24 protein-coding genes are annotated in these 20,858 nt (G+C 51.5%); 22 read left to right on the top strand and 2 right to left on the bottom strand.

What is annotated here, in order from left to right:
• Positions 1 to 34 precede the first annotated feature (34 nt).
• From ACE41H_RS04275 to ACE41H_RS04255, 5 genes are all read left to right on the top strand, one after another.
• Entirely contained in the window at positions 35 to 655 is a 621-nt protein-coding gene (locus tag ACE41H_RS04275) for a nucleoside recognition domain-containing protein (protein WP_375353608.1), read from the top strand.
• 15 nt (positions 656 to 670) lie between these two features.
• Entirely contained in the window at positions 671 to 1,201 is a 531-nt protein-coding gene (locus ACE41H_RS04270; protein WP_375353555.1) for a spore maturation protein, read from the top strand.
• 81 nt (positions 1,202 to 1,282) lie between these two features.
• Positions 1,283 to 2,029: a pseudouridine synthase gene (locus tag ACE41H_RS04265; RefSeq protein WP_375353554.1), complete on the top strand. Its 747-nt coding sequence runs from the start codon at positions 1,283 to 1,285 to the stop codon at positions 2,027 to 2,029.
• Between the two features lie 144 nt (positions 2,030 to 2,173).
• Positions 2,174 to 2,890, top strand: a complete 717-nt coding sequence (locus ACE41H_RS04260; RefSeq protein WP_375353553.1) for a response regulator transcription factor — start codon at positions 2,174 to 2,176, stop codon at positions 2,888 to 2,890.
• 1 nt (position 2,891) lies between these two features.
• A complete protein-coding gene (locus tag ACE41H_RS04255; RefSeq protein WP_375353552.1) occupies positions 2,892 to 4,313 on the top strand; it encodes an ATP-binding protein in 1,422 nt (473 codons plus the stop codon).
• 378 nt (positions 4,314 to 4,691) lie between these two features.
• Here ACE41H_RS04255 and serA read toward each other — a convergent pair whose 3' ends face one another.
• Complete coding sequence (serA, locus tag ACE41H_RS04250) at positions 4,692 to 6,284, bottom strand: phosphoglycerate dehydrogenase (protein WP_375353551.1); 1,593 nt, start codon at positions 6,282 to 6,284, stop codon at positions 4,692 to 4,694.
• A gap of 591 nt (positions 6,285 to 6,875) precedes the next feature.
• Between serA and ACE41H_RS04245 the strand changes: the two genes are divergently transcribed.
• Both ACE41H_RS04245 and ACE41H_RS04240 read left to right on the top strand, forming a co-directional pair.
• Positions 6,876 to 7,478 (top strand): CPBP family glutamic-type intramembrane protease, encoded by a 603-nt coding sequence (locus ACE41H_RS04245; RefSeq protein ID WP_375353550.1) that lies wholly within the window; start codon positions 6,876 to 6,878, stop codon positions 7,476 to 7,478.
• Positions 7,475 to 7,813 carry a hypothetical protein gene (locus ACE41H_RS04240; RefSeq protein ID WP_375353549.1) on the top strand — a complete coding sequence of 113 codons (339 nt, stop codon included), beginning with the start codon at positions 7,475 to 7,477 and terminating at the stop codon, positions 7,811 to 7,813. Before ACE41H_RS04245 ends, ACE41H_RS04240 begins: the two co-directional genes overlap by 4 nt.
• Before the next feature lie 77 nt (positions 7,814 to 7,890).
• Here the strand turns inward: ACE41H_RS04240 and ACE41H_RS04235 are convergent, their stop codons facing one another.
• Positions 7,891 to 8,739 carry a polysaccharide deacetylase family protein gene (locus tag ACE41H_RS04235; RefSeq protein WP_375353548.1) on the bottom strand — a complete coding sequence of 283 codons (849 nt, stop codon included), beginning with the start codon at positions 8,737 to 8,739 and terminating at the stop codon, positions 7,891 to 7,893.
• A 93-nt stretch (positions 8,740 to 8,832) separates the two neighbouring features.
• On the opposite strand from ACE41H_RS04235, the gene ACE41H_RS04230 reads away from it, so the two are divergent.
• The 15 genes from ACE41H_RS04230 to ACE41H_RS04160 all read left to right on the top strand — a co-directional run bounded on the left by ACE41H_RS04230 (position 8,833) and on the right by ACE41H_RS04160 (position 20,596).
• The gene (locus tag ACE41H_RS04230; protein ID WP_375353547.1) at positions 8,833 to 9,201 is read left to right on the top strand and encodes a hypothetical protein; all 369 of its coding nucleotides are present in this window, start codon (positions 8,833 to 8,835) and stop codon (positions 9,199 to 9,201) included.
• Positions 9,202 to 9,394: 193 nt separating this feature from the next.
• Positions 9,395 to 10,009: a genetic competence negative regulator gene (locus tag ACE41H_RS04225; protein ID WP_375353546.1), complete on the top strand. Its 615-nt coding sequence runs from the start codon at positions 9,395 to 9,397 to the stop codon at positions 10,007 to 10,009.
• A gap of 117 nt (positions 10,010 to 10,126) precedes the next feature.
• Positions 10,127 to 10,822 carry a glutamic-type intramembrane protease PrsW gene (gene prsW / locus ACE41H_RS04220; RefSeq protein ID WP_375353545.1) on the top strand — a complete coding sequence of 232 codons (696 nt, stop codon included), beginning with the start codon at positions 10,127 to 10,129 and terminating at the stop codon, positions 10,820 to 10,822.
• Between the two features lie 64 nt (positions 10,823 to 10,886).
• Positions 10,887 to 11,036 carry a hypothetical protein gene (locus ACE41H_RS04215; protein WP_375353544.1) on the top strand — a complete coding sequence of 50 codons (150 nt, stop codon included), beginning with the start codon at positions 10,887 to 10,889 and terminating at the stop codon, positions 11,034 to 11,036.
• Between the two features lie 79 nt (positions 11,037 to 11,115).
• Positions 11,116 to 12,495, top strand: coding sequence for a germination protein YpeB (ypeB, locus tag ACE41H_RS04210; RefSeq protein WP_375353543.1), 1,380 nt, complete (start codon positions 11,116 to 11,118; stop codon positions 12,493 to 12,495).
• Between the two features lie 158 nt (positions 12,496 to 12,653).
• A complete protein-coding gene (locus ACE41H_RS04205) occupies positions 12,654 to 13,307 on the top strand; it encodes a flagellar brake protein (RefSeq protein WP_375353542.1) in 654 nt (217 codons plus the stop codon).
• A gap of 147 nt (positions 13,308 to 13,454) precedes the next feature.
• Entirely contained in the window at positions 13,455 to 14,153 is a 699-nt protein-coding gene (gene cmk, locus ACE41H_RS04200) for a (d)CMP kinase (protein WP_375353541.1), read from the top strand.
• A gap of 3 nt (positions 14,154 to 14,156) precedes the next feature.
• Entirely contained in the window at positions 14,157 to 14,744 is a 588-nt protein-coding gene (locus ACE41H_RS04195) for a lysophospholipid acyltransferase family protein (RefSeq protein ID WP_375353540.1), read from the top strand.
• 89 nt (positions 14,745 to 14,833) lie between these two features.
• Positions 14,834 to 16,051 carry a 30S ribosomal protein S1 gene (rpsA, locus tag ACE41H_RS04190; protein WP_375353539.1) on the top strand — a complete coding sequence of 406 codons (1,218 nt, stop codon included), beginning with the start codon at positions 14,834 to 14,836 and terminating at the stop codon, positions 16,049 to 16,051.
• A 128-nt stretch (positions 16,052 to 16,179) separates the two neighbouring features.
• On the top strand, positions 16,180 to 17,502 hold the full coding sequence (gene der, locus ACE41H_RS04185; protein ID WP_375353538.1) for a ribosome biogenesis GTPase Der: 1,323 nt from the start codon (positions 16,180 to 16,182) through the stop codon (positions 17,500 to 17,502).
• Positions 17,503 to 17,513: 11 nt separating this feature from the next.
• Positions 17,514 to 18,125, top strand: a complete 612-nt coding sequence (plsY, locus tag ACE41H_RS04180) for a glycerol-3-phosphate 1-O-acyltransferase PlsY (protein WP_375353537.1) — start codon at positions 17,514 to 17,516, stop codon at positions 18,123 to 18,125.
• Positions 18,118 to 19,158, top strand: a complete 1,041-nt coding sequence (locus ACE41H_RS04175; protein WP_375353536.1) for an NAD(P)H-dependent glycerol-3-phosphate dehydrogenase — start codon at positions 18,118 to 18,120, stop codon at positions 19,156 to 19,158. Before plsY ends, ACE41H_RS04175 begins: the two co-directional genes overlap by 8 nt.
• A 64-nt stretch (positions 19,159 to 19,222) precedes the next feature.
• Positions 19,223 to 19,498: a stage VI sporulation protein F gene (locus tag ACE41H_RS04170; RefSeq protein WP_375353535.1), complete on the top strand. Its 276-nt coding sequence runs from the start codon at positions 19,223 to 19,225 to the stop codon at positions 19,496 to 19,498.
• A gap of 98 nt (positions 19,499 to 19,596) precedes the next feature.
• Positions 19,597 to 20,262, top strand: a complete 666-nt coding sequence (locus tag ACE41H_RS04165; RefSeq protein ID WP_375353534.1) for a hypothetical protein — start codon at positions 19,597 to 19,599, stop codon at positions 20,260 to 20,262.
• On the top strand, positions 20,252 to 20,596 hold the full coding sequence (locus tag ACE41H_RS04160; RefSeq protein WP_375353533.1) for a 2Fe-2S iron-sulfur cluster-binding protein: 345 nt from the start codon (positions 20,252 to 20,254) through the stop codon (positions 20,594 to 20,596). The genes ACE41H_RS04165 and ACE41H_RS04160 overlap by 11 nt, the downstream gene beginning before the upstream one ends.
• Positions 20,597 to 20,858: the final 262 nt, after the last annotated feature.

The raw sequence follows: 20,858 nt of genomic DNA, 5'->3' as shown, positions 1-20,858 counted from the left end.
CGAACTGCGGTAGAACAGAAAGGCGGTGAATCCCATCGTTAATGTGATATGGATGGCCATGATTGTTATTGGCGTCGGGTTTGCGGCTGTGCAGGGAAAGATGGACGTTGTAACCAAGGCAGCCTTTGACGGGGCTGCTGCTGCTGTCACCGTGTGTTTTGGCCTGATCAGCGTTCTTGTATTCTGGATGGGGATGATGAAGATCGCGGAGGACGCGGGGCTTATGGAGAAGCTGTCCAGACTGCTTGCGCCTGTCATAGGTTTTCTGTTTCCGGATGTGCCGCGCAATCATGCGGCGATGGGTTATATTTTATCCAATATGAGCGCCAATCTGCTGGGGCTGGGGAATGCGGCTACTCCCATGGGGCTTAAAGCGATGCAGGAGCTGCAGAAGCTTAACCCTGACAAGCATACAGCCACTCCTGCCATGTGTACCTTGCTTGCCTTGAACACGGCCAGTATTACACTCATTCCGACGACCCTGATCGCAATCCGGATGAATTACCACTCCGCACAGCCTGCTGAAATTGTCGGCACCACGCTAATGGCTACGGCAATTGCCACCTGTGCGGCAATTGCCGCCGACCGCTGGTACCGCAAACGGCTGCGACGGCGTCCGCCTGTTCCAAGACAGCCGGCAGGCAAGTCCATGTAAAGGAGGGGCCTTCCATTGCTTGCATTTATAAATCTCATTTCTACCTGGGCTATTCCGGTCATTCTGGCGTTTATCCCCCTTTACGCATATACGAGAAAGGTGCCGGTGTATGAATCCTTTGTAGAAGGAGCCAAAGACGGCTTCTCGACTGCGGTTGGCATTATTCCGCCCCTGGTTGGCATGATGGTGGCCATCAGCATTTTTCGGGCATCGGGGGCGCTTGATTTTATATTGGGCTGGATCGCGCCGTTGTTCCGCATATGGGATATTCCGCCTGAGGTGCTGCCGCTGGGTCTGCTGCGGCCGCTGACCGGTTCTGGTTCCCTTGCTTATACGACCGACTTGATCCGCACATATGGCCCCGACTCCATGATCGGCCGCATGGCCTCCACCATTCAGGGCAGCACAGATACTACTTTATATGTTATCGCTGTTTATTTTGGGGCGGTCGGCATCCGCAACGGGCGGTATGCGCTGAAGGTCGGACTCTTTTCGGATTTCGTGGGCTTTGCAGCGGCGATTGCCGTGTGTCTGCTCGTATTTTGAGCATTGTAAAAGATTCACCGGATTTCAGCTTGTGATTTTGGGCTTTGCTGGGTATCATTAGCATGAGGTGAAATCACGAACATGGAGAGATTACAGAAAATTATTGCCCAGGCAGGCGTGGCGTCCAGGCGCAAATGCGAGGAGCTCATTCTTGCGGGCAAAGTGGAAGTTAACGGGGAAACCGTTACGGAGCTCGGCACGAAAGCGGACCCCGCTCAGGATATCATAACGGTAAACGGCAAACCGATTAAAACGGAACAGAAAGTATACCTGATGATGAACAAGCCCAAAGGTGTGATTACTAGCGCCTCCGACCCGGAAGGACGCAAAATTGTGTCCGATTACTTTAAGGGCGTCAAAGAGCGCGTCTACCCTGTAGGCAGGCTGGATTATGACACCGAAGGGCTGCTGCTGCTAACGAATGACGGTGAGTTTGCCAACCTGCTTACACATCCGCGGCATCATGTGCCCAAAACGTATTTGGCGACCGTCAAGGGCGTGCCGCACGGAACGGAACTGGACAAGCTGAGGAAGGGGGTTCAGCTTGAGGACGGCATGACCGCTCCGGCCGAAGTGGAGTACAAGGATGTGGATCCGGACGGCAAGGAATCCGTGATTTCGATCACCATCTATGAAGGCCGCAACCGTCAGGTCAGACGGATGTTTGAAGCGATTTCCCATCCGGTCATCCGGCTGAAGCGGATTGCCTTCGGGGATCTTCTTTTGCAAAACCTGAAGCGAGGACTGACCAGGCCGCTGACTAAAGACGAGGTGAACCGGCTCATTCAGCTGGCTAAATCTGAGAAGAAGCGCCAGAGAACGAAGTAACATATTTTGGGATTTGAAAAAGCGGAACAGAGGCGAATAGCCTCTGTTTTCCTTTTAATTTGACCTAATCCCGGAAAATAGTAAAATAGAGAAAGTGGCTTTGTATGGTTTGAAGAGGATTTCCATAATAAGGGGTTGTTGGATATGTCGGAAAGAAATAACCGCATTTTGGTTGTCGATGATGAGGAACGTATCAGAAGGCTGCTGCGCATGTATCTCGAGAAAGAAGGCTACTCTATTGATGAGGCGGAAGATGGCGAGACCGCACTGCTCAAAGCGACAGCGAGCGATTACAGCATCATTTTGCTTGATGTCATGCTGCCCGGCATGGATGGGGTAGAGGTATGCAGCAGATTGCGGCAGGTAAAGGCTACTCCTGTCCTTATGCTGACAGCGAAGGGAGAAGAGACCAACCGTGTACAGGGCTTTGAGGTAGGAGCCGATGATTATGTCGTAAAACCTTTTAGCCCGCGTGAAGTCATCTTCCGGGTGAAAGCCATCCTGCGAAGATCTTCGGAAACGGCTTTTTTAACCAAGGAAACGACGCCAAGCAACAGCATTGTATTTCCTAATCTCGTGATTGAGAATGACGCCCATCGCGTGACGGCCGGAGGGAAGGAAGTCAGTCTTACGCCCAAGGAATATGAACTGCTTCATTATTTGGCCATATCGCCGGATAAGGTGTTTTCCCGGGAAGAGCTGCTGAAGGATGTGTGGAATTATGAGTTTTTCGGCGATTTGCGAACGGTAGATACCCATGTCAAACGTTTGCGTGAAAAATTGAACAAAGTATCGCCGGAGGCGGCAGGCATGATCACAACCGTATGGGGAGTAGGTTATAAACTGGAGGTCCCGAAATAAATTGAGCTTCTGGAGATCGCTCGTTGGAAAATTGTGGATCACGATCATATGTCTGGTCGGCTGTGTGCTTATTTTTCTGGGATTATTTTTGCTTCCTTATATAGATACCAATTTCGCCGCTGCGGAATCATCGGATATTAAACGGTTATTCACATACACCTGTATCGTCGGTTTTTTGTTGACGACGTTTTTCGCCCTGTTTTTGTTTACCAAAATTACGCAGCCCATGCAGCAACTCATTCAAGCGGCAGACGCGATCCGCAAGGGCCGGTATGATATGCGGGTATCGGTGGTGAGCAGCGATGAAATAGGAGCTCTCGCCACTACATTCAATCATATGGCCGCCGAAATGGAGTCGACCATTCGCAGCCTGAATGCCGAGAAGAACCACTTGTCCAGTGTGCTGCGCAGCATGACCGATGCTGTGCTTACCTTTAACCGTGATGGTGAAATTATATTGACCAATCCTCCCGGACAACAGACGGTTGCAAGCTGGCGGGGGGTGAAATGGGAGGACAGTGGGCATGAAGAAGGGCGCTTCGGCGTCCCGAAACCGCTGCAGCCTCTTTTTGAACAGGTGATGCAGAGCGGCGAGGATGCGGGGGCGAAGGTGCATGTGAAGCAGGGCGTATGGTCCGTTCAGATGGCTCCTCTCTATACGGATGATATGATCCGGGGAGCGGTGGCCGTTTTGCGCGATGTAACCGAAGAGGAACGGCTGGAAAAAGTACGCGCCGATTTCGTCGCCAACGTCTCCCATGAGATTCGGACACCGCTGTCCATGATGCAGGGTTACAGCGAGGCTTTGCTGGACGGTATGGCCGGTTCGCCGGAAGAGACGGAGGAATTGATCCAGGTCATCCATGACGAGTCGCTGCGGATGGGCAGGCTTGTCAAGGATCTGCTGGATTTAACGAGAATGGAGGCTGGGCACGTCGACATTGACCGCAGTACGGTGCAGGTGGATGAGCTGGTGGAGCGTGTTCACCGCAAATTTGCCGTCCGTTCCAAAGAGCGGGGTCTGGCGCTTGAATGCCGGATCACGGGCGCTCCCCTTTTGCTGCCTGCCGCGGACGAAGACAGGCTGGAGCAGGTGCTGACCAATCTGCTTGATAATGCCTTCAGGCATACACCGGGTGGCAAGCACATCTATATGCATGCCGGGCGGACTGCCGATGAACAGGGAGCATCCATCATCATCCGGATTCGGGATGAGGGGGTTGGCATACCGAGTGAGGATCTGCCCTATATCTTCGAGCGCTTCTATAAAGCGGATAAAGCGCGGGTACGTGGCGAGGAGAGCGGAACAGGGCTTGGGCTTGCGATTGTCCGCAATATCGTGGAGGCGCATCATGGAACCATTACTGCCGAGAGTGTCATCGGACAGGGCTCTGAATTTACGATTACGCTGCCTGTGAAGTAAGATAGACGCGAAAATAGATCTGAAATGCCCGAAATCCGCTTTTTTTGTTGAAAATTACAATAAAAAATTGTTCATCGTGGAACATGGCAGAATGAAAGATTCATTGACCTGGGGCGCTTCTTTTGCGCTTGGGAGGCGCTCCGAGAACGAAGCATTCCTACAATCGCTATTGACCCTTCGGGCCAAAGGCGAACGCTTCGCTTTTCCGAAATTGCTTCGTCCTCTCCGCTGCTACGTGCGTAACCGGCATTTGCGTGCATAATCCCGCATGAGGGTCAAATGGCCATTTCATTTGCCATTTGGTTGGGGCAGTAAAAAAGGTCGAGAACCGAAAATCTCCGGTTCTCGACCTTTAGTTAATAAAAGAACAAACAATAGCTACTCCAGAACGATTTCCTGGGCGGAATTCAGATCAGGCAGGCCGGCGAGCTCGATGAGCACTTGCTTAGGGACGGCTTTGTCCACGGTCAGGATCATGATGGCTTCGCCGCCGATCACTTTCCGGCCGACCTGCATCGATGCGATATTGACATCGTTTTGTCCGAGCAGGGTTCCGACGCGTCCGATAATGCCGGGCTTGTCATTGTGGGAGACCAGCACCTGATGAGCTTCCGGCGCGACGTCGACCGGGAACTGGTCCAGTCTGACAATACGCTCGCCGTAACCGGCAAGGAGCGTGCCTGCCACACGGCGCTCTTCGCCGGGCTTGGTTTTCAGGGTGACGCTGATCAAATTCGTAAAGCCTTTGGTTGCCGGGGCTTTGGTCACGACAAAGCCGACATCACGCGATTTGGCCAAATGCATCGAGTTGACGATATTCACATCGCTGCCCAGGTGGCGGCGCAGCACGCCCTTGAGGATATAACGTGTCAATGGCTGGGTATCGTCTTCGGACAGGTCGCCGGCATATTCGATATGAATTTCACGCACAGCCTGTGCGGTGATTTGGGCGGCAAAGCTGCCAAGCTTTTCGCCAAGGCTGAAATAAGGCTGGAGCTTGTTCATCACGCCAGGTGCCACAGGCGGCATGTTGACCGCATTTTTAAACGGCTCATCGCGCAGAATATGAAGGACCTGTTCGGACACGTCAATGGCCACATTTTCCTGGGCTTCCACTGTTGATGCGCCCAGGTGAGGTGTCACGATGATGTTCGGATGATTCAGGAACGGATGATCCTGAGCCGGCGGCTCGGATTCAAATACGTCGAATGCTGCGCCGGCGACGATGCCCTCATTGATGGCTTCCACGAGCGCGAACTCGTCGATCACTCCGCCGCGGGCACAGTTGATGATCCGCATTCCTTTTTTCATGACCTCAAACTGCGGTCTGGAGATCATATGGCGTGTCTCCGGAGTCAAAGGCGTGTGCACGGTAATGAAGTCGGCATTACGGACAATATCATCAACACTCGCCAGCTTGACTCCTTGCTTCTCGGCACGCTCTTCGGTCAGAAAAGGATCATAGCCGAGAATGTTCATTCCGAACGCTTTGGCACGCTTGGCCACCTCGCTGCCGATCCGGCCCATGCCCAGAACACCCAGCGTCTTGTTGCGCAGCTCTACCCCGAGGAAGCTTTTGCGGTCCCAGGTGCCGCCAATCGTCTTCGCATAGGCCTGCGGAATGTGGCGGGCCAAGGCCATCATCATGGCAAAGGTATGCTCGCATGTCGTAATGGTGTTGCCGTCCGGCGCGTTGATGACGATAATGCCGCGCTGTGTGGCGGCTTCCAGGTCAATATTATCGACTCCGACGCCGGCTCTGCCGATCACTTTAAGTCTGGTGCCTGCGGACATGATACGCTCAGTGACCTTCGTCTGGCTGCGGACGAGCAGCGCGTCGTACTCCCCGATGATGGCAACAAGCTCATCTTCGGTCAAGCCTGTGTTTTTGTCTACGGTTACATCACTTGCGTCCATTAACTGCTGAATACCCATGTCGCTGATCGGATCCGATACTAGCACTTTGTACATTTCGCGTTTCCTCCTCAAATGATATTGCTGTGAGATACATCGGCGCATTGCAGTGCCAAAGGATCAAAGGGCATTTAAGCTGACTGACGGCGCTGCAGATGTAGTGCAGGGATGCCAAGGCAACAAAAAAACTCCCAACCCGCATACTATATCCATAGTAAGGGACGAGAGTTATCGTGGTACCACCCTAATTCGCAGCCGTTTCGCAACGGACAGCCTTAACGGTCTGAATGACCTGAAGGATAACGGCCTTCCGCCGACTGCACCTACATGAACGGCAAAAGCCGTAAATTTCGGGACAATAACTCAGGAGCGCTAAAGGAATGCCGCCTGCCACCGGTTTGCACCAATTCACCGGCTCTCTGATAGAACCTGCAGCGCCTTCTCTCCGTCGAAGTTTGTGTTACAATAAATTTTTTCATAATGTATCATGCCTGACATGAGCATGTCAATAGGCAAAAAGACTTGCCGGAGAAGTGCGGCGGATTGCACGCCAAGCTCGGCAGATCGGGAGTTGCGACGCCTTGAATCATCATGGGAAATTGGCTATGATGCTAAATGAATAAATAGCAGAGGACCGAGAAGGAAATAATGAAAAAACTAAACCTGAAGAACATCAAGAAGCTGAAGCTCAGAAAAGCGGAAACGCAGGAGCTTACCGATCGTCTGCTGTTGTTCAATCTTTATCTCACCCAATTGCTGACCCTTGTGATCGGAGCGGTGTGGATTTTTTTACAGGGACGCAGCGTTCCTGCTGTGCTGGCTCTACCTCAAAGCATGAGCTTTCTTTGGTGGGGTCTGGGCCTTGCCGCGCTGATGCTGCTGGTTGATTTGCTGATTTCGTCTGTGATGCCGGAGGATGCCATGGATGACGGGGGAATTAACCGCATGCTGTTTCGCAATCGGCCGGTCTGGCATATCGTATGTATTGCAGCTGTTGTTGCCGTTTGTGAGGAGCTTCTCTTCAGGGGAGCCATCCAATACGCATTCGGTCCGTACTGGACGAGCATCATATTTGCCCTGATTCACATCCGCTACCTGAAGCATTGGATTCCGACCGGGTGGGTGTTTTTAAGCAGCTATGGCCTGGGTTACATCTATTTGCAGACCGGAAGCCTGTGGGCGCCGATCCTGTGCCATTTTGTGATTGACCTTATTTCCGGCCTGGCGCTGCGTTTTCGGAGGGAACCATGAACAAGGAACTGAGCAGAGTAGAAAAATACGGGGGACGCCGCAGCAGGAGACCGAAAAAAGATCAAAAAGAAAAAAAACAGCAGCCTGCCAAGGCAGAAGCATATACTGCCGCTTATACGGACACGGTGCCTCTGACCGAAGAGGAAGCAGCCGGGGGGGAAGTGTATGTTTCCCGCACAGAACTGTTTCCGTCACGACGCATTCGTGTAAGCAAGTGGTTTATGAATTTTTTGAGCACTTTATTTATCCTTATCACGGCGGCCCTTCTTTGGTGGGGCATCGAGGGCGCACCTCCATTGCGTGTCATTATGTCATCCCTGTCGAGCAAACCCTGATGCCTGAATATATTGCGGAAGAACCCCGGCTCATACAGAGCGGGGTTCTTCTTTGCCAATGCGAACAAGCGTTATTTTTACGCCTCCGTGTCAATGCTGCTGGGGTCCACGAAGGAATACCCTTTTTGCTCAAGCTTGGTCAGCAATTCATCCAGCGCCTCAACGGTCCAGGGCAGCTCATGCATCAGAATATTGCTTCCCGGATGGAGCTGGTCCATCACATTTTTGATCAGAGCCTGTTTTTTGTTCGGGTCGCTTTTTTTCATGGTCCAGTCCAGAGAGCCGTTGGACCAGGTCATGTATAAAAGGTTCTCTTCCTTGGCCACTTGATGTCCGACGTCCCCGCCGGCTCCGTTAGGAGGACGGAAAAAGACCGGTGCCGTCCCAATCGTATCCTTTACCAGCTCCTGCACGTCTTTAATCTGTTTCCGCACTTTGGCTATCGGCTCATTTTTCAGGATAATGTGGTCATAGCTGTGATTTCCGATCATATGACCCTGTTCATTAATCTGTTTCAGCAGCTCGGGGTGCTCCTTAACCCTGTACCCGTTCACAAAAAATATGGCCTTTGCCTTGTGCTTATCCAGGGTATTCAGCAGGGAATCAACCATGGCCTGGTCTTTCGGGCCATCATCGAAGGTCAGAAGCACGACCTTTTTCTCCGCGCCGCCTTCCTTGATGGGAACAATATTATAGGCGCTGCTCATACGGTACAGCTTCTGAGGCTGCTCCTCAGCGCTTCGAACGTTATCGCTTTCACTTCCTGCTTCTGATGACTCATCTTTTCCTGCGCCGGGTGCTTTGCCCGTTTCATTCTGGCCGGATTGCGGTGCGGGATCAGCCGGGACAGCGGATTCCGTAGCGGAAGCGCAAGCCCCGAGGAGAAGGCTTGAGGTCAGCAGTATGGCTGCCGCTTTAGTGCTCATGTGTGCATCACTCTTTCCTGTATTTATACCGCATGAGTTCCCTGGCTCCAGAGAACACTATGGACGATCTTATCACAAAAGGAGGTCCATATTGTGAAAACTTCTTCATTTTTTCTGGGCGTGCTTCTGGGAGCAGCTGCCACCTCGCTGATGTCCAGAAACGGCGGTTCCGCTATGAAGGGCATGAACCGCAATGGCGGCAATGTAGGCGGAATGATGGAAAAGGCAAGACACAAACTGATGGATGCGGCTTTTCCCGGCATGGTTGGAAGCGACTTGAACGCTGCGATGACCAGGCAGGAGAAGCATGATGGGGACAAAACCAGGAAAAAAACTTACTCCAGCAGCGAAAAAGCAGAGAATATTAAAATGCTGAAGGAATTTATCCGCAACAGTCCCGATGTCAAGCGCGAGGTTGAGCAGATCCTTAAAGAAACCCATACGGCGGTACCGGGAATATAAACCGCATTTCTTGTAGAGAATCATTTTCGCGGCTTTTTTTCGGGCTGTGTAAATGATTCTTTTTTTGTTACTTTTATTGCGTGCATTTGAGGGTATAAAATGATAACATATCTACATAGAACCATTTTCATCACAGGTGTCTTTGTTGCATCATATTCTGTTTATAATACTCGGTTGCAGAGGAGGATCCAGTATGAAAATAGAAAGATTAGGTCAGGACAAGATACGGATTTTCCTTACATTTGACGATCTGAGCGAGCGCGGCATACAAAGAGAGGACATGTGGCAGGAGATTCCGAAGGTGCATGAGCTGTTTACTGAAATGATGGATCAGGCATACAGCGAGCTCGGTTTTGACGCCACCGGCCCATTAGCCGTTGAAGTATTTGCGCTTCCCGCTCAAGGAATGGTCGTTATCGTAACCCGGGGGAAATACGATCACCAGCAGTACGTTTCGGGTTCTGATGATGAGTTGCCTGAAGAAGTATATGAGATGGAGGTCACCCTTGAACAAAGTGATTCCATTATCTACGCCTTCAGCGATTTCGAGGTGCTAATTGAAGCGGCTCACATGCTCCGCAGCAATATTACGGAGGCAGGTAAGCTGTATCACTATAGAGGAAAATGGATTCTATATCTGGAGCCGGAGGAAGTGGATGAAGACCGGCATGCCGCGCTCATTGCGTTGCTGGCTGAATTCGGGGAAGGCTCTTCCCTTACTCCGGCGGTGCTTGAAGAGTATGGCAAGCTGATCATGGCCGAGAATGCGGTGGCAACCATTTGCTCGCATTTTGACAGCCGCGGCTAATTCGGATGCTCTGGAAGCCGCAGCAGGAAGAACTGACGATCTGTCTGCTGCAGTATTTTGAACGACAGCCGGCCCTGCAGACACACGGGCCGGCTGCAGTTTTTTGGAGGGATGACGGTGCTCCTGTTTTCGGTACTTGCGGCAGCGATAGCGCCGGGTATCGCTTTACTGACGTATATTTATCTCAAGGATAAATATGACTCCGAGCCGTTGCATATGGTAATCAGGGTGTTTTTGCTTGGTTTTCTCGTCGTGCTGCCAGTCATGATCTTTCAACGGGGGCTGACGTTCTGGCTCGGCGATCATACGCTGCTTACCTCCTTTGGCGTATCGGCCGGAGTCGAAGAGTTTCTGAAGTGGTTTGTTGTGTACCACATCATTTATAATCATACGGAATTTGATGAGCCATATGACGGGATCGTGTATGCCGCAGCCGTCTCGCTTGGATTTGCGACCGTAGAGAATCTGCTGTATGCGTGGGCTGGTTATTCATCTATCGGCTCACTGGTCATTCGTTCATTGCTGCCTGTGTCGGGGCATGCCATGTTCGGCATCATTATGGGTTATTATCTCGGTCGGGCCAAGTTCTCGGAAGGCCGAAGCAGCAAGTTCTTTCTTGCGCTCTCGCTGCTGTTCCCATGGTTTTGGCACGGTCTTTACGATATTATCCTGAATACGCTGACCCAGGACTGGATCTGGTTCATCGTGCCTTTGATGCTGCTGCTCTGGTTTTTGGGCATGGGCAAACTCGCAAGAGCGAACAGCCGCTCCCCGTTCCGCGTGGTTAAACCGGAGGAAGAGGTTAATTTGTAAGAAAATTGGACACACTTGTCTGACATACGGGGCTTCGTGCCTGATGACGGAGGTGTGTTTTTTTATGCGTGTTAAAGTAAGAATTTACTGCAAACAGTGTGGGGAAAAATTTGTGCTGCGCGGCCGCAGAGAGATGGACCGGATTGAAACCGGATTCAAGCGCTGTCTGTGCGATAATGCGGACGAATTTATCATCGAGGAGGAGGCCTTGTAGACTCCTAAAGCTTATGCATAAGAGTCCTTTCATCTTGTCACACTATGGTTAGCGTACCTGATGAAAGGAGACTCTCACGATGTATAAGCGAATAAGCGCTTTTTTGTTCCCTGTTGCAGCTATTTTGCTGGTCGGAGCTTTAGTATGGGGATATCAGGAGAATCAGGAGAAGAATTCGCTTCTGATCAAGGCGGAGAACCAGTATCAGCGGGCATTTCATGATTTGTCCTACCATATGGACCAGCTGCATTCCCAGCTTGGCAATGCCATCGCGGTCAATACAGCCTCGAATGGAATGCACCGTAAAAGCCTGGTTAATGTATGGAGGCTGACCAGTGAAGCGCAGAATGAGGTCAACCAGCTCCCGCTGTCGCTGGCTTCCTTCAATCATGCGGAGGACCTGCTTTCCCGGATGTCCAATTTTGCATACCAGACCTCTGTCCGGGATATGAATAAGGAACCGCTCAGCGACAAGGAGCTGAAAAACCTCAAGGTTCTCTATGAAAATTCGAAGGACATTTCGAAGGATCTTCATGAAATGCAAAGCAAGGTGCTGGCCCACAACCTGCGCTGGATGGATGTAGAGTCGGCCATCGCAACAGAGAAGCAGCCTGCGGACAATACGATTATTGACGGCTTCAAGACGGTGGATAAAAAAGTGGAGCAGTATTCCGAGCTCGACTGGGGTCCCTCCATTGCCAGTATGTATGATAAGCGGTCTGTGAAAAAGCTGAATTTGCGGCCTACTACCCCGCAGGATATCCGGGCTAAAGCAGCCAAGTTCGCCGCGACCAGACCGGAGGATGTGAAGATTCTTGAAAATGGCAAAAATACAGAATGGCCTTCATACACCGCTGTTATTAATGCCAAAAACGGCAGCGGAAAAAGCATGGATTTTACTTACAACGGCGGTATGCTCATTTCTTACAGCGATCAACGGCCGGTGGGCAAAAAAGCGGCGAACCGCAGCCAGGCGATTGCCAAGGCGAATTCCTTCCTCAGTCATAAGGGCTACAAGGGGATGAAGGCGGTAGCTTATGATGAATACGATAATATGGCCAACCTCACTTTTGTGCCGTCCGAAGGGGATGTGCTCATTTATCCGGAAAAGATTACCGTCCGCTCGGCTTTGGACAACGGAGAGGTCATCGGTTTGCAGGCAAGCGATTATATCTATGAGCATCAAAATACCCGGAAGCCGCAGAAGGCCAAGCTGAGTGTCGCTCAAGCGCGCAAATTCCTCAATCCCGAATTCAAGGAAATGTACAACCGGAAGGCCGTCATTGAAAATGAACTGTCAAAGCATGTGCTCTGCTATGAATTTGGCGGGCGAATCAACGGCTCGGTCTACCGGATTTACATGAATGCGAATACGGGGGAAGAAGAGAAGATCGAGGAAGTCATGGATGCGGACGACCATTTTAAGAAGGAGCAGCATAATAAACCGTTTGTAAGCTAGGCCATTCATTGATTTTCCACAGCCTTCTAATCATTCAGGAGGCTGTTTTTTGTACATGTCCTTTTCGCAAAAACTTCATCTTTCAGGTAAAAAGTCATGGTATAATGGCCTGGTTATACAACGATGAAGATTACAGCAGGATGAGGATGGTGGCAGGAATGTTGCCCAAAATAACAGATATGCTATTTTTTCAGTTGGCTGCTTCGGACGACAAGACGGATACGTTTGATTATAGAGCCAGAATTATGGATATGAAAGAAGACAACTATCTGGTCGAAATACCGATCAATGTGGACACCGGCAAAATGAAGATGCTGCATCTCGGTGACGAGCTTTCCGTTGTGTTTGTAAATGAAAATGGACTAAGGCATTATTTTAATTCGCATGTTACCGGATTTGAAAAAGACAGGGTGCAGCTGATTCATATTCGCAAGCCGCTGGAACATGAAATCACAAAGGTCCAGCGGCGCAGCTATTTGCGGGTTCCGGCATCGCTGGAAATTGCAGTGCAGTCGCAGGAGCATGCCATTCATTTTATAACCCATACGATTGACGTAGGCGGGGGTGGTGTGTCCTTTAACGCCAGACCCGAAGCCGTACTGCAGTCAGGCTGGAGCCTTAAATGCTGGCTGCTGGTGCCTTACAAGAACGGGACCAGGGAGCATGTCAGGTTTGAAGCGGAAATTGTGAGGATTGTCGTGCAGGAGAACGGTACAAGCCAGGTTATGGCGGCCTATAAAAAAATTCCTGATCTGGAACGGCAGAAGGTTATCAGATACTGCTTTGAACAGCAGCTGGAGCACCGGCATTAAAAGAAATGAACGTATGAGGAGAGTAAAATTTCCGGTATGGAGGAAAAAGGCCTGTTTTTGCATCATCGTGCTAGGTGTGGTATAATTTTCACGTCGCAGGCAATGCCTGTTTTTTTATTGAGGCTTTAGGTTGAGGAGGGTGCCCCGTTGGTAAGGCAGAGTACGGCATCGAACGGGAAAATCAACATCGCCATTGACGGGCCTGCCGGGGCAGGCAAAAGTACGGTTGCCCGCAGGGTGGCTGAAGCATTATCTTATGTGTATGTGGACACTGGTGCCATGTACCGGGCAGCGACCTGGTATTTGATGAAACATGAGGTTTTACCGGAAGATGTCCAGGAAGTGCTTCAACATGTACCCAAAATGGTGATTGAATTAAAACCGGACCCGTCCGGGCAGAAGGTCATCTGCAACGGAGTGGATGTCACTGCGGAAATTCGTTCGCTGGACGTGACCGGCAACGTATCCAGGTATGCCAGTATCGCGGGTTTGCGGGAGCATTTAACGTCAGGCCAGCGCCGGATGGCGGAATGCAAAGGCGTAGTCATGGACGGCCGTGATATCGGTACGACCGTGCTGCCGGACGCAGAGTTGAAAGTATTCATGACTGCCAGCGTCAAGGAGCGTGCTCTTCGCCGATTCAAAGAATTGCGGGAAGTGGGCATCACGCTGGAGCAGCTCGAACGCGATATTGCGGCTCGGGACAAATTGGACGAAGACAGGGAAGTTTCCCCGCTTCGCCGCAGCGAAGATGCCATTATGCTGGATACGACGCATATGGATATCGAAGAGGTTGTCGATACGATCGTATCCTACTGCAAAACGGCGATAGGATGGAGAGATTGAGCAATGATTTATGAATTGTGCAGTGGAATTCTGCGCATCCTGTATCGGTTTCTGTTCAGATTGGAGGCGATCGGCACCGAGAACGTGCCGGCCGAAGGCGGTGTACTGCTTTGTTCCAATCATATCAGCAACCTGGATCCGCCTACCGTTGGTATCTTGCTGAACCGAAAGGTTCGCTTTATGGCCAAAGCCGAGCTATTTGATGTTCCTGTCCTTGGACCGCTGATCGCGAAGCTTGGAGCTTTTCCGGTAAAGCGGGGCGGAGTGAGCAAGGAATCGATCAAGCTGGCCCTCACGATTTTACGTGATGGAGAGGTTATGGGCATATTTCCGGAAGGATCGCGGAACGCCCAGGGAATGAGCAAGAAAGGGGCTGCAAGCTTTGCGCTTCGCAGTGGGGCCGCCGCCGTGCCTGTAGCGATCGTGGGCGACTACAAGCTGTTCCGGAAGACGAAGGTCATTTACGGGAAGCCGGTTGATCTCGAGCAGTACAAGGCGGCCGTGGAAGGCGATCCTTTGGAACTGGCAACCGAAGGCATTATGTCCAGAATCCGCACGATGAAAGAGACCGGTCAGCCGACACAGAGCTGAGCTTGACAAGCTGGGCATACATGAATGTTTTGAACTCTGCTATACGCAGGTTTGAATAAAGGTGTTTTTGAATTGAGGAGGGTATTGACATGTCGGAAGAAACAAGAAACCAAGAAGCTGTTGAGGCGGCAACTCAAGACGAGCTTGACCAGATGGTATCGCTCAAAAAAGGGGATACTGTCAAAGGAACAATCGTGAAGCTGGAAGATAACCAAGCGGTAGTAAGCATTGGATATAAATACGATGGCGTAATTCCACTTCGCGAGCTGTCTTTCGATGGAGAGGAGCCGCAGGTCGGACAAGAAATCGAAGCCAGGGTTACAAGCATCAACGACAACAAAGAGCAGCTGGTGTTGTCCAAGCGTGCTATTGACAGCGAGAATGCATGGGAGAAGCTGCAGCAGAATTTTGATAACCAGGATGTATTCGAAGTTACCGTAACCGATGTAGTAAAAGGCGGCGTTGTAGCAGATGTTGGTGTGCGCGGATTTATTCCGGCTTCCATGGTGGAACGTCATTTTGTTGAGGATTTCAGCGATTACAAGGGACGTACATTGCGCGTTAAAGTAAAAGAACTGGACCGTGAAAATAACAAGGTCATTCTTTCCCAAAAAGATGTGCTCGAATCCGAATTCGAAGCGAATAAGCAAAAAGTGATGTCCGAGCTGCAGGAAGGCCAGGAGATTGTGGGTACAGTTCAGCGTCTGACCCAGTTTGGAGCTTTTGTTGATGTGGGTGGTGTAGATGGGCTGGTTCACGTTTCCGAAATTGCCTGGACTCATGTTGACAAGCCGTCCGACGTCGTATCCGAAGGACAGCAGGTGAAGGTAAAAGTGCTCAAGGTGGATCCTGAAAAAGGAAAAATCAGCCTGAGTATGAAAGCAGCTCAACCGGGTCCGTGGGAATCCGCTGCAGGACAATTCAACAACGGTGATATTGTGACAGGCGTAGTAAAACGTCTCGTTAACTTTGGAGCATTCGTTGAAATCGCTCCTGGTGTAGAAGGTCTGGTGCACATTTCGCAGATTTCACACAAGCACATTGGAACTCCTCAGGAAGTGCTTGAAGAGGGTCAGGAAGTGAAAGCGAAAATTCTGGAAATGAATCCGGCAGAGAAGCGTGTCAGCCTGAGCATCAAGGAAACGGAAGAAGCGCCGGCACCATCGCCTAGAGCTGAAAGACCCGAAAGATCGCGTGACCGTGCTCCTAGAGAGCAACTGAACAACCCGAATGTATCCTTGAACAATGAAGGCATGAGCGTTACTCTTGGAGAGCGCTTTGGCGACAAGCTTAGCAAATTCAAGTGATTGAGCAAACGGCAATATTACGCATGAACGTACACCATCGGCGGACCCAGAGGGTTCGCCGATTGTTGTTGCAAACATCATTTTTTTGCTATGATTAGGTAGCGAAAATGGACAGGAGGAATGGCAATATGGCAAGACCCGTCGTGGCGATTGTAGGTCGTCCGAATGTCGGGAAGTCAACGATATTCAACCGTATCATTGGTGATCGTTTGTCCATTGTGGAAGACAAGCCCGGAATAACCCGTGACCGGATTTACGGTGTGGCCGATTGGAACGGCAAGCCTTTCAGCATTATCGATACCGGCGGTATCGAGATTGACGGCGAGGATGTGATTCTGAAATCTATCCGCATGCAGGCCGAGCTGGCGATTGAAGAGGCAGATGTCATCGTATTTATGTGTGATGCCAAGACCGGGGTCACCCAGGCGGACGAGGAGGTTGCGCAGATTTTGTACCGTTCTGGCAAGCCGGTCGTTGTCGCTGTGAATAAAGTCGATAATATTGAACGCAGCGATCTGATCTATGAATTTTACACTTTCGGTTTCGGTGATCCGATCGGTGTTTCGGGCAGTCACGGGACCGGCATTGGCGATCTGCTGGATGCCATCACAGACAGCCTTCCTGAGCTGGAGGATGACGAATATGGTGAAGATGTGATTCGTGTGGCCCTGATTGGACGCCCGAATGTCGGCAAGTCTTCGCTTGTCAACGCGATCCTGGGCGAAGAACGGGTCATCGTCAGCGATGTCGCCGGTACGACACGTGATGCGATTGATACGCCGTTTGAACGGGATGGGCAGCGCTATGTGCTGATCGACACGGCGGGCATGCGCAAGCGCGGCAAGGTGTATGAAACGACCGAGAAATACAGCGTTATGCGCGCGATGCGTGCCATCGAGCGTGCTGACGTGGTGCTGGTCGTGATCAACGGCGAAGAAGGCATTATTGAGCAGGATAAGCATATTGCCGGTTATGCTTATGAAGCCGGCAAGGCTTCCTTGTTTGTCGTAAACAAATGGGATGTCGTAGAGAAGGATGACAAGACGATGCGGCAGTTCGAAACGAAAATCCGTGATCATTTTCTCTTTATGACCTATGCCCCTGTAGTATTCCTTTCGGCCAAAACGAAACAGCGCCTGCACAAGCTGCTTCCCGTCGTTCAGCATGTATCGCAGCAGCATGCGATGAGAGTGCAGACACATCTGTTGAATGATGTCGTGTCCGATGCAGTAGCCATCAATCCTCCGCCTACGGATAAAGGGCGCAGACTGCGCATCAATTATGCGACACAGGTGGCCGTGAAACCTCCGACGATGGTGGTGTTTGTCAATGATCCGGAATTGATGCATTTCTCCTATGAGAGATACTTGGAGAACAAAATCCGTGCCGCTTTCAATTTTGAAGGAACACCGATTCGCATATTTACCCGGCACAAGTCTGATGAAGGTTAGGGGAGAGCGGCTTGATTTTACAGATTGCAGCTGTAGTGGTCAGCTATCTTTTGGGCTCGGTCAGCTTTAGCGTTTTGATCGGACGTTTTCTGAAGGGGGTAGATGTAAGGCAGCACGGAAGCGGCAATGCGGGGGCGACCAATACGTTGCGCGTTTTGGGCAAAGGTCCCGCCATTATGGTGCTGCTGCTTGATGTGTGCAAAGGCATTGCTGCCGTATGGCTCGGCTACTGGCTGGGGGGCGGTTCGCAATGGGCCGCTGCGCTGTCCGGCATTGCCGCCATCGCGGGTCATAACTGGCCGCTTTATTTTCATTTTCGCGGCGGAAAGGGCATTGCTACGGCCATCGGTGTGCTCGCCACACTCTGCTTCTTCCCGGCGCTTATCGCGGGAATTATCGCTATTTTATCTATTGTAATTACCCGTTACGTGTCGCTTGGTTCACTGATTTTTGTCATTCTGACACCATGGATGATTCTCGTACTGGGTTATTCGTGGCCGCTGTTTTGGAGCAGCCTTATTATTTGTGTATTCGCCGTTTGGAGGCACAGAACGAATATCAGCAAGCTGATTCAAGGCAAGGAGAACAGGCTGGGCTCCAAGGGAGGAGATCGACTTGGCTGACAAGGTTGCTGTACTTGTTGCTGGCAGTTGGGGAACGGCCCTGGCTTCGGTGCTGGCGAACAACGGGCATGAAGTGCTGATTTGGACCCGCAATGAAGGGCAGGCCGAAGAAATCAACACTCGTCACACGAACAGCCGTTACCTGCCGGATGTCGGGCTGTCTTCCCGCATTGCGGCGGTGACCGACATGAGTGTGGCCGCCGGGAATGCCAATGCGGTCATTATTGTTGCTCCTTCTGCGGTCATGCGGCAGGTATGCGCCGATTTCAAGCCATACTACAGGGAAGATATGCTCATTGTGCATGCGACGAAGGGGTTTGAGACCGAGAGTCTGAAGCGGATGTCGACCGTGATCGCAGAGGAGCTGGGTTGCCCGGAAGGTCAAATCGTAGTGCTGTCCGGTCCCAGCCATGCGGAGGAGGTTGTCCGCAAATGCCCAACGACCGTTGTCGTTGCGTCCCAGGATGAGCGCGGCGCGCAGGCTGCCCAGGATCTGTTTATGAATTCCTACTTCAGGGTATATACGAACCGTGACCAGGTTGGCGTGGAACTGGCGGGAGCGTTAAAGAACATCATTGCGCTCGGAGCAGGCATGTCGGACGGTCTGGGCTTTGGCGATAATGCCAAAGCGGCCTTGCTGACACGCGGATTGGCCGAGATTACAAGAGCAGGCATAGACATGGGGGCCAATCCGCTGACGTTTGCCGGACTGGCCGGCATTGGAGACCTGGTCGTAACGGCCACAAGCAAGCACAGCAGGAATTGGCGCGCAGGCTCGCTGCTCGGTCAGGGACAGCCATTGGATCAGGTGCTAAGCACAATGGGCATGGTGGTTGAAGGAATCCGGACCACGAAGGCCGCCTATGCTATCTCCAGCAAACTGAATGTGCAAATGCCTATCACGGAGCAGCTGTACAAAGTATTGTTTGAACAGAAGGACGTACGCAGCGCGGTGGAAGCGCTCATGGGGCGTGACCCGAAAACGGAGATGGAAGTCATGCCTTTAAAAACATGGGAGCAATGGCACTCCTAGAATACTCACCTTTTACTCCCGGCATTCATACACTGAATGTAGCAATGCCGGAGGAGGGGAGACAGTGAGCAAGAATTTTCCTAAGGACGCGCTGAACGCAATCAACAAAAAAAGCGGTAAGACGATATCCGAAAATGCCGTCAAAAAACTGGCAAGTACGGTTAAACCGGAGACATTGCAAAGTGAGGCAAAGCTTCGCCAACTGATCAAACAAGTATCCGCCATGGCGAATATCCCGGTGTCGGAAGATACAGTGAAGGACATAGTGGGCGCGGTTAGTAAGAGCGGCATGAATCCTTCCAACCTGGAAGCGTTGATGAAAATGATGATCAAGAAATAAACGGCCGTTTTGTTTTTTCGTCAAGCCCGCAAACCGGACAGGTTTGTGGGCTTTTTTCCAAGGCGAAGAGCAAAAGCGGGTGAAAGGAGCAGGCGGCTTTGAACAACATAAAAGGGTCGGACATGCTCCGCAATGTACCGGTGCTTGCTACAGCGCTGTATGATGCATCCGAGGCCTGGGCGGATTCTCCAGCCGTATGGCTGCTGGGAGGGAGCTGCTCGCTGCTGCTGCAGCAGGTGGAATTGGGCCGGCAGCCGAACGATATTGATATATATGCTGACCTTGCTGCTGCTAAGCAGCTGCATACAGCTGCGCCGGGCATATCAGAGGATGAGCAGGAGTTAAACCGCAGCGGCCTGTACACATCGCTCCTCAGCCATTACCGTGTAAGCGGGCTGCGGCTTGAGCTTGTCGGCGGCTTTGAAATCATGACCGGGGGTTCATGGTACAGGCTTGAGGTTGAGCATGTTCTGCAGGAGCATGCCCCGCAGATAAGGCTGAACAATAATCTGCTGTATCTTACCCCGTTAAGCCATGAATTCATGTTCAACCTGCTGCGGGATAGGCCTGACCGGTATGAAGCTATTGCGAAGGTAATGAATGTCCGGCCGGACATTCACGCCCCGCTTGTGAGCAGGCTAATGCAGGCCAACGTCTGGGCAGACAGTCTTTTAAGCCGGATGTCCGCTCTGCTGCCGTGGACCGCAGACTTGATTGCCGGGCAGCAAACCCGTGACAAGGGAGGAAAACAGTGTGAATCATGAAGTGACTTTTCTTCCTGCCGGAAAAAAAACGGTTGTCCGCACCGGCATGACCGTGCTTGAAGCCGCACGCAAAGCCGGTATTCATATCCCGACCCGTTGTGCCGGCAAGGCTTCCTGCCTGATGTGCAAAATTACGGTGATTCCTGCAGATGGGGAAATCACCCTGCCGACGGCTGCGGAAGAGCGCAAACTCGGGCTTCTGTTGAGTAAGGGAGTACGTTTGTCCTGTCAAGCCAGGGTTACAGGCAAGACGGAAGTAACTGTGCCTGAAGACCCCTTGAAGGCGGCTGTACGGCGGCAATTGGAACGGCAGGCTGAGGATGACCTGTGGTAAGCAATTAAAAATGTTGAACCATGCAAAACCGCCAAGGGCGGTTTTTCTGTTATGCGACGGGTATGGTCAGCTGTAAAACTGCATATATATTGCGGTAGCGGCCCAGGAAATTGAACAGGGATTCTTTCATTCCGGCTGCAATAGAATAGATGCAGTCATATTTATGAGGACACATACATAATATGATACCAGTCCAAATTCATGTACGCGTGCAGACCGCTCACGCCGATTCGATCAGCACATGAACCGTGCCGGAATGCTC

This window comes from Paenibacillus enshidis, from assembly GCF_042136365.1.
Classification (GTDB): Bacteria; Bacillota; Bacilli; order Paenibacillales; family Paenibacillaceae; genus Paenibacillus; species Paenibacillus enshidis.
Note: the sequence above shows the minus strand (reverse complement) of the source record. Positions and strands in the feature narration are given on the sequence as shown.